Raw genomic sequence first — 666 nt, forward strand, 5'->3', positions numbered from 1 at the left:
CGCCGACGGCGAAGTGCGCTGGGTGTTTGCCCGTGGCCGCTGCTACAAGGACCACCATGGCCGACCGGCGCGTTTTCTCGGCGCCGCCCTCGACCTGACCGAACGCAAGCACACCGAACAGGCCCTGCGCCAAAGCCAGACCGAGCTGCAACTGATCATCAACGCCATGCCGGTGTTGATCGGTTATGTCGACCACGAGCAGCGTTTTCGCCTGAACAACAGTGCCTACCTGGACTGGTACGGCATGACCCCGCAGGAGCTGTACGGCAAGAGCATCCGCGAAGTCGTGGGCGACGAAATCTATGCCGGGCGCGTCGACAAGATCGAGGCGGCACTCAAGGGCAAGGCCTGCAGTTTTGTCACCGTCACCCCGCACCATGACGGGCGGCCACGCCACGCGCTGATGAAGTACCTGCCGCGTTTCAGCGCTGACGGTTCAGTCAACGGTTTCTATATTTTTGTGATCGACGAGACCGAGCGCAAACTTACCGAGGAAGCCCTGCGCCACCTCAACGAAAACCTTGAAGAGCGCGTCAGCCAGCGCACCCAGGCCCTGGCCGAAGCCAACCAGCGCCTGCAAAACGAGATGTTCGAGCGCGAGCGTGCCGAAGACGCCCTGCGCCATGCCCAGAAGATGGAAGCGGTCGGCCAGCTCACCGGCGGCAT

At 62.8% G+C, this 666-nt stretch carries 1 protein-coding gene; it reads left to right on the forward strand.

Annotated elements, in window-relative coordinates; genetic code table 11:
- Nucleotides 1-666: PAS domain-containing protein (locus HX846_RS37015; protein WP_178967437.1), on the forward strand; the 666-nt coding region annotated here is incomplete at both ends.

Origin of the sequence: Pseudomonas sp. K5002 (genome assembly GCF_013386655.1) — a bacterium.
Lineage (GTDB): Bacteria > Pseudomonadota > Gammaproteobacteria > Pseudomonadales > Pseudomonadaceae > Aquipseudomonas.